Below are 7,148 nucleotides of genomic sequence, written 5' to 3'. Positions count from 1 at the left end.
ATGGGCCAGACCATGCGCCTGCTGGTCGGGCCGAACCTCGAGCTCGCCGCGCGGCAGGCGACGGTGGTCGTGCAGGCGAGCGAAATCGGCAAGGCGAATGTCTTTGCCGGCTTCGTGCAGCCCGTGGTCGAGCCGCTGATCCAGGCGAACCGCTGGTACCTGTTCTCCGACCCGGTCGCGGCGCCGGTCTATGTCTACGGCTACCTGAACGGAGCGGAGGGGCCGCAGGTGACGACCGGACCGGTGCAGGGCGCGGACGGCGTCGAGGTCAGCGTGATCTTCGATTTCGGCGTCGGCGCCATCGACTGGCGCGGCGCCTGGTTCAACCCGGGCACCTGATCCCGCCGCTCTCCTCCTTCCCATCCGCATCGCGCCAGGGCGCCGCCGGAACGCCGGTCGGCGCCCTGCGCGCTTTCAGGAGACCCTCTCATGCGCAACTGCATCCGCCCCGACGCGCGCTCCATCCCGATGGTGGTGCCCTATGCNCGCATCCCCATGCGCAACTACGTGCAGCCGGGCGACAGCCTGGCCGTCGCCGTGCCCTATGCGGGCGGCGTCACCTCGGGCCAGGGCACGCTCGTCGGCGCGCTGTTCGGCGTCGCCGCGGTGGACGGCGCCCAGAACGCCACGATCGAAGTGCAGACAGCGGGCGTGTTCGACCTGACCAAGCAGCCCGCGCTGGCGATCGCCGCCGGGGCGCGGGTCTTCTGGGACGACACCAACCGTCGCATCACCACCACCGCGACGGGCAACTACCAGGTCGGCATCGCGACCCAGGCCGCGCTCGCGGCGGACGCGACGGTCCGGGTGGTGTTGCAGCGCGTCCCGGCGAGCGGCGCATGAGCGGCACTGATCCCAAGGCGACGCGCGGCTACCGCAACCGCAACCCGGGGAACATCGAGCACGTCCCCGCCAACAGGTGGCAGGGTCTGGCCGAGCCGCCATCGGACGGGCGGTTCTGCCGATTCACCAGCCACGAGTTCGGCATCCGCGCCCTGGCCGCCCTGCTGGTTACCTATCAGGACCGGCACGGGCTGCGCACGCCGCGGGCGATCATCGAGCGCTGGGCGCCCAAGGTGGAGAACGACACCGGCGCCTATGTCGCGGTGGTGGCGCGGCGGATTGGCGTCGGGCCAGACCATGCGATCGACCTGCATCGCCATGATCACCTTCGGCCGCTGGTCGAGGCGATCATCCACCATGAATGCGCCGGGCTGGCCTATCCGGCCGCGGTGATCGACCGCGCGCTGACCCTCGCCGGGGTGCCGCCGGCGCAGCCCGCGACCCTGCGCGAGGTGGCGGCGGTGACCGGCACCGGCCGCGGCGCCGTTCTGGTCGGCGCGGCGGGCATCGCCACCGCTGTCGCGCAGGCCGCGCCAGCGATCCAGGCGCTGGGCACGCTGGCGCCGGCTGTCGCCATCGCGGTCATCGTCGCCGTGGTGGTGGGCGTGCTGGCCTGGCGGCTGCGGCGGCCGGCGTGAGCGCCTTCGCCGCGGCCATGGAGGCGCTGGCCGTGGACCCGAACATCGGCGCGGATGCGACCTACCGCGCGGGTGGCACAGGTGCGCCCGTGCCGCTGCGCGTGGTCCGCAGCGCGCCCGACCGGCTCGGCGACGCCTTCGGCACGGGCGTCATCCAGGCCACCGACGTGCTGACCGTGGCGATCGCCGCGCTGCCCACCGTCGAGGCCGACGACACCTTCACCCTCGGCGCCGACACCCTGACCGTCCAGCACGCCGAGCGTGACGCCGCCGGCGTCGCCTGGCGCGTCTTCTGCCGCCGATAGGAGAACCGCCATGATCGATCCGGAGCGCGTCGGCGCGATCATCGGCGAGGCGCTGCTTGCCGGCGCCCTCGGCGCGCTCGGCGCCGTGGCGCGGCTGACGTCCACCGGCCGGCCGATGCTGAGCGGCGCCTTCCTGCTGCACACGCTGGCCGGCGGCAGCCTCGGCACCGGCGCCTGGCTGGTCGCCCGGGCGCTGGAGCTCGACGGCTTGTGGCTGTTCGCCGTGGCGTGGATGGCCGGCACGCTCGGCTACGCCGCGCTGCACGACCTGCTGCTGCGGGTGCTGAACCGCCGGCTGGGCGGGCCGTAGCCGGTGCGGCTTGGTGCCACCATCGTCGGCGACCTGCGCAAGGTGCTGGCCGACGAGGTGCGCGCCGGCGAGCGCGCGGCCATGTCAGCGATCCGCGCCGAGACGGAGAGGGTGAAGGCGGAGCTGCGCCGGCAGGTCACGGGCGCCTTCTCGGGCAACGCGCGCGGCATCGCCAATGCCTGGCGGTCGCTGGTCTTCCCGCGAACCGGGCGGTCGCTGCGGCCGGCGGGGCTGGTCTTCACCAAGGTGCCGAACGTCGTCGACGCCTTCGAGCGCGGCGCGCTCATCCGCGCCAAGGGCGGCCGGAAGTTCCTGGCGATCCCGACCGGCTTCAACGCGGCGCGCGGACGCAGGGGGCGTGGCGAGAAGGGGATGCGGGTGACGCCCGCGCAGATGGTCGCCTCCGGGCAGGCCTTCCTGCGGCCCTTCAAGTCGGGGCGGGGCTTCGTCTGGTGCCTGCCGCTGCGCCAGGGCGAGCAGACCGGGCGGCGGCGCAGGACCCGGCTGGTTGCCGGTGGCCTGACGGAAGTCGGCACCGCAAACCGCAAGGGCCGCGAAGCCTGGGCGCGCGGGCTGCTGGAGCAGGGGATGGTGCCGATGTTCCTCCTCCTGCCCCAGGTGAAGCTCGCCAAGCGGCTCGATGTGCGCGGCGCTGCGGAGCGCGGGCTGCGCCGCCTGCCAGGGCGCTTCGTGGCGGCCTGGGAGCGCGAGAGCGGGAGGGCGGCATGAGCGCGCGCGAGACCGCACTGGCTGCCCTGCACGCCCGCCTGGGCGCCACCCTGTCCGCCCGGAGCCCCGCCCCGAAGATCCTGCGCAACGAGACCGTCCCCCAGCGCCTGCCGCCCGGAGGCCTGGTGGTGGTGCGTGACGGCGAGACGGTGGAGGAGACGCCGATCCTCTCCCCGCTCGCCTGGCAGGTCGAGCACAGGGCGGAGGTCGAGGTCGTCGCCGCGACGGGCACGACCCTCGACACGCTGCTGGTAGACGTCGCCGCCGCCATCGCCGCGGAACGCACCCTCGGTGGCACGGTCGAATGGGCACAGCCCGGCGGCGCCGCCTTCGAGGACGTCGAGTTCGAGGGCGCCGCCGCGGCCCGCGCCGCCTCGATCCCTGTCACCCTCTGGTTCACCGTCGCCGGCTCGCCGCTGGCCTGATCCCCCTCCAGGAGAACGCCCATGCCCCGTGCCATCGGCGCGAACTGCCGCCTGCTCATGCTCCCGGAAGCCACCTACGGCACCGCGCCGGGCGGCAACTGGCGGCGCATGCCCTTCCTTTCCTGCGACCTCGGCGCGGAGCAGCCGCTGCTGGACGCCGACGTCATCGGCGTGGGCAGCAATCGGGACCCGGCGGCACCCTTCCTCGACACGGTGACGGTCGCCGGCCAGGCGGTGGTGCCGGTCGACCTGATCAACATCGGCCACTGGCTGCGGCTGCTGCTCGGCGCGCCCACCACCACCGGTACCACCAACTTCATCCACACCTTCGGCTCGGGCGCGGCCGCGCTGCCGAGCAACGCGATGGAGATCGGCTATCCCGACGTGCCGAGCTTCGACGTGTGCACCGGCGTGCGCGCCGACACGCTGGAACTCGACTTCACGCCGACCGGCGCGGCTACGGCGACCTTCGGGCTGATGGGCCAGGGCTCGGCGCGCACCGGCGCGACCTCCGGCGGCACCCCGACCTCCGCCGCCTACACGGCCTTCAACAAGGCGCAGGGGAGCATCACCCGCGGCGGCTCGGCGCTGGCGCAGGTCACCGGCGCGCGGCTCACCTACGCCAATGGCATGGAGGCGGTGCGCACCATCCGCGCCGATCGCCGCGTCGAGGGCGTGGATCCCGGCATCGCCCGCTGCACCGGCCAGATCACGGTGCGCTTCGCGGACACGACGCTGCTCGCCCAGGCGCAGGCCGGCACCGCGGCGGAGTTCGCCATGGCCTTCGCCATCGACGCGAACCGCAGCCTCACCATCACCCTGCACGAGGTCTACCTGGCGCTGGCCAAGACCCCGATCGAGGGGCCGGCCGGCGTCGAGGCGAGCTTCGACTTCCGCGCCGCCTTCAACGCCACCGCAACCCGCATGATGACCGCCGTGCTGCGCAATCAGCAGGCGGGGACGGAGTACACCTGAGCGACTCTGCTCTGGCGGATCGGACTGGCCACAGCCCATTCAGAGCATGTAGCCGACGTCCGAGGCGCCGGTCGGATAGGCGAACATCGTCTCCTTCAGCTGCGTGGCCGTCAGGCGGTGCCGGATGGCCAGCGCGAAGAGGTTGATCACCTCGTCCGCGTGCGGGCCGACGAGGTGGGCGCCCAGGATGCGGCCAGTGTCCTCCTCGACCAGCGTCTTGAAGCCGTAGACCCGCTCGGCCAGCCGCCGCGCCGTGAACCAGCCAGGCACCCTCTCCGAGTTGACCAGGAAGCGGAGCCCGCGCTCGCGCGCCTCGGCCTCGCCCAGCCCGACCGCGGCGATGGGCGGGACGGTGAAGGCCACGCTCGGCACACCGCGGTAGTCGGGCCTGGCGTGGTTCCCTCCGAGCAGGTTCGCGGCGGCCACTTTGGCGTCCTGGCTGGAGACCGGCGTCAGCGGCGGCCCGCTGCCTGCCGCGTCCCCGGCCGCGTAGACGCGCGGGTTCGACGCGCTCTGCAGGAACTCGTTCAGCGCCAGCCGCCCGCGCTCGAGCCGGACGCCGCCGGCGGCGAGGTCGAGCGCCTCGAGGTCCGGGACGCGGCCCGCCGCGTGCACGACCAGGTCGGCCGCCACCGACCACGCCCGGCCGTCGGCCTCCGCGTGCACCAGGAAGCCGTCGCCCGTCCGCTCCACCCGCTTCGCCGCCGCGCCGGTCCGCACCTCGATCCCAAGGTCCGCGAACCGCTCCATCAGCCAGCCGACGAGGTCGGCGTCGAAGTGCGGCAGCATCCGCGCGCCCCGCTGCAGCACGGTCACCTTGGCTCCGGCGCGCGCGGCGAGGTGGGAGAACTCGGCCGCGATGTAGCCGCCGCCGATGAACACGATGCGCACGGGCAGGGCTTCGAGCTCCAGGAAGTCGTCGCTGGTGGCGACGTGCTCCTCGCCGGGGATGCCGAGCGGCGCGGGACGGGCGCCGGTGGCAATCAGGACGTGGCGGGCCTGGAGCACCCGCCCGTCCACCGCGACGGCATCAGGGCCGACGAAGCGGGCGAGCCCATGGAACGCGTCGATGCCCCGCTCGGCGTAGCGCGTCTCCTGCTTCTCCGGCACCGGGTCGGTGAAGGAACGCTTGAAGGCCATCAGCTCCGGCCAGGCGATCCGCGCCTCGCCCTCGACCCCGTGGCCGCGCATCCGCCGCACGGCGTCCACCGCCTCCTCGCCGCTGACCAGCATCTTCTTGGGGTCGCAGCCGCGCAGCGCGCAGGTGCCGCCGAAGGGCCGGTGGTCGATCACGGCCACCCTCCAACCGGCCGCCCGCACCCAGGCGCTCGCGACCTGGGCCGCGGTGCCCGACCCGAGGACGACGAGGTCGTAGGCGTCGGCCATGGCGCGGAGCCTCCTCGCTAGGATTCTGTGGGGCAGGTGCGACAGGCGGGCGCCCCTTCCGTCTGGACCGGCGGGCAGGGCACGTCGCCGTAGGAGCAGAACACGCAGCAGTCACCCGGTTTCGGGCGGAGCAACGTCCCGCAGCCGGTGCAGTCGTAGAAGAACTGGCAGGCGTCGGTCGGCATCGCCTCGGTCCTCGCGGTGCCGCAGGCCGGGCAGGTGATCGTCGACTGCAGGATCGGCGCAGCGTCACGCATAGGCGTAACCGAGCACGAGCAGGGCGGCCCCGAGCGCCAGACCACCTGCGGTGAGGCGCCGGACGGCTCGGCTGGAGGAGCAGGCGGCGCCCGGCGCGCAGGCCGTGGCGGTATCCGCCCGGCGCCGGCGCCAGAGCAGGACCGCGGCCCCGGCCAGGCAGATCGCCGCGGCGGCGAGCAGGAGCGTCCGGTACGGCCCGGCGAGGAGCGCGACGCCGAATAGCCAGGCGCCGCCCAGACCGAGCGAGCCGAGGAGCAATGGCAGGGCGCAGCAGGCGGCGGCGCCGAAGGCCGCGGCGAGTCCGCCCGCGGCCAGCAGCGCGGCGCCGGCCTCTTCCCCGCTCGGGCGGGGTGCCTCCGCGGCGGGCGGTGGCGGTGGCGTGTCGGGCATGGCTGCCCTCCTCTGTTCGGAACCTTGGGGCGACCCTACCGTCTGTAGCGACTACAGACTCAAGCCCTGTCTCGGGAGACGGTCATGGACCGGCGGAACGGAATCGCGATCGGCGAGCTGTCGCGGCGGACCGGCTGCAACATCGAGACGATCCGCTACTACGAGCGCATCGGCCTGCTGCCGGCGCCGGCCCGCCGGGGGCGCTACCGCCTCTTCGGCGCCGAGGACGTTGCGCGGCTGGCCTTCGTGCGCCGGGCGCGCGAGCTCGGCTTCACGCTGGACGAGGTACGTGCCCTGCTGGTCCTCGCCGCGGGTGGCGAGGGCGTCTGCGCCGAGGCGCGCGACCTGGCCGCGGCCCACCTCGCCGACGTCCGGGCGCGGATCGCCGACCTGCGCGCGATGGAGGGCGTCCTCGCCGAGGCGGTCCGCCGCTGCGACGCGGGCGAGGCGCCGGGCTGCCCTCTCATCGGCACCCTTTCGGCGGGAACCTCGCCCGCCTGACCCGCGCGCGGCCGCCATAGCCGCCCGCCCGCGCACCGGACGTCCGCGGGATCGGCGGGCGCCCCGGCATCTCCAGCGGATCACAGACCGGAAGCCGCCGCGCGCAGCGCGGAGCGGAGCCACCCACCAAGGAAGGGGCACGATGCTCGCACTCGACCTCCCCACTGAGCCCTATTGGCTCGACCTGTCGCGCGGCGTGCGCGTCGAGATCCGGCCCGTCACCACCGCCGTCATGGCCGCCGCGCAGGCCGCCGCCGCGCGTCGCCTCGGCGCGCTGCGGGCCGCGGAGGTCGACCTCGACCCCGACATGTCGCGCGGCCTGTCCTTCGCCTTCCTGGTCAAGGCGCTCGCCCGGCATGCCGTCACCGCCTGGGAGGGCGTCGGCGAC

Annotated in this window: 13 protein-coding genes; 10 read left to right on the top strand and 3 right to left on the bottom strand. The window is 74.1% G+C overall.

Features of this window, described 5'->3' with window-relative positions; all coding sequences use genetic code 11:
• From ET526_RS20335 to ET526_RS20300, 8 genes are all read left to right on the top strand, one after another.
• Nucleotides 1-339 (top strand): phage major capsid protein (locus ET526_RS20335; protein WP_456305131.1); only part of this gene is annotated, 339 nt, incomplete at its 5' end.
• A 90-nt stretch (nt 340-429) separates the two neighbouring features.
• Complete coding sequence (locus tag ET526_RS20330; RefSeq protein ID WP_204623733.1) at nt 430-843, top strand: DUF2190 family protein; 414 nt, start codon at nt 430-432, stop codon at nt 841-843.
• On the top strand, nt 840-1,481 hold the full coding sequence (locus tag ET526_RS20325; protein WP_135470778.1) for a structural protein: 642 nt from the start codon (nt 840-842) through the stop codon (nt 1,479-1,481). Before ET526_RS20330 ends, ET526_RS20325 begins: the two co-directional genes overlap by 4 nt.
• A complete protein-coding gene (locus ET526_RS20320; protein WP_240048506.1) occupies nt 1,478-1,786 on the top strand; it encodes a head-tail joining protein in 309 nt (102 codons plus the stop codon). The genes ET526_RS20325 and ET526_RS20320 overlap by 4 nt, the downstream gene beginning before the upstream one ends.
• A gap of 10 nt (nt 1,787-1,796) precedes the next feature.
• The gene (locus ET526_RS20315; protein WP_135470776.1) at nt 1,797-2,096 is read left to right on the top strand and encodes a hypothetical protein; all 300 of its coding nucleotides are present in this window, start codon (nt 1,797-1,799) and stop codon (nt 2,094-2,096) included.
• 3 nt (nt 2,097-2,099) lie between these two features.
• Nucleotides 2,100-2,825 (top strand): DUF6441 family protein, encoded by a 726-nt coding sequence (locus ET526_RS20310; protein ID WP_135470774.1) that lies wholly within the window; start codon nt 2,100-2,102, stop codon nt 2,823-2,825.
• Nucleotides 2,822-3,250: a hypothetical protein gene (locus ET526_RS20305; RefSeq protein ID WP_135470772.1), complete on the top strand. Its 429-nt coding sequence runs from the start codon at nt 2,822-2,824 to the stop codon at nt 3,248-3,250. Before ET526_RS20310 ends, ET526_RS20305 begins: the two co-directional genes overlap by 4 nt.
• 21 nt (nt 3,251-3,271) lie before the next feature.
• Nucleotides 3,272-4,225 (top strand): phage tail tube protein, encoded by a 954-nt coding sequence (locus ET526_RS20300; RefSeq protein WP_135470770.1) that lies wholly within the window; start codon nt 3,272-3,274, stop codon nt 4,223-4,225.
• Between the two features lie 39 nt (nt 4,226-4,264).
• Here ET526_RS20300 and ET526_RS20295 read toward each other — a convergent pair whose 3' ends face one another.
• Genes ET526_RS20295 through ET526_RS20285 form a run of 3 tightly spaced genes read right to left on the bottom strand, consistent with a single transcriptional unit; the run spans nt 4,265 to nt 6,259 of the window.
• Nucleotides 4,265-5,611 carry a dihydrolipoyl dehydrogenase family protein gene (locus tag ET526_RS20295; protein WP_135470767.1) on the bottom strand — a complete coding sequence of 449 codons (1,347 nt, stop codon included), beginning with the start codon at nt 5,609-5,611 and terminating at the stop codon, nt 4,265-4,267.
• A 17-nt stretch (nt 5,612-5,628) separates the two neighbouring features.
• On the bottom strand, nt 5,629-5,868 hold the full coding sequence (locus ET526_RS22470) for a GDCCVxC domain-containing (seleno)protein (protein ID WP_135470765.1): 240 nt from the start codon (nt 5,866-5,868) through the stop codon (nt 5,629-5,631).
• On the bottom strand, nt 5,861-6,259 hold the full coding sequence (locus ET526_RS20285; protein WP_135470763.1) for a mercuric transporter MerT family protein: 399 nt from the start codon (nt 6,257-6,259) through the stop codon (nt 5,861-5,863). Before ET526_RS20285 ends, ET526_RS22470 begins: the two co-directional genes overlap by 8 nt.
• Before the next feature lie 84 nt (nt 6,260-6,343).
• Between ET526_RS20285 and ET526_RS20280 the strand changes: the two genes are divergently transcribed.
• Both ET526_RS20280 and ET526_RS20275 read left to right on the top strand, forming a co-directional pair.
• Complete coding sequence (locus ET526_RS20280) at nt 6,344-6,760, top strand: MerR family transcriptional regulator (protein WP_135470761.1); 417 nt, start codon at nt 6,344-6,346, stop codon at nt 6,758-6,760.
• 142 nt (nt 6,761-6,902) lie between these two features.
• Nucleotides 6,903-7,148 (top strand): hypothetical protein (locus ET526_RS20275; RefSeq protein ID WP_135470780.1); only part of this gene is annotated, 246 nt, incomplete at its 3' end.

Origin of the sequence: Crenalkalicoccus roseus (assembly GCF_004761865.1) — a bacterium.
Taxonomy (GTDB): domain Bacteria; phylum Pseudomonadota; class Alphaproteobacteria; order Acetobacterales; family Acetobacteraceae; genus Crenalkalicoccus; species Crenalkalicoccus roseus.
Note: the sequence above shows the minus strand (reverse complement) of the source record. Positions and strands in the feature narration are given on the sequence as shown.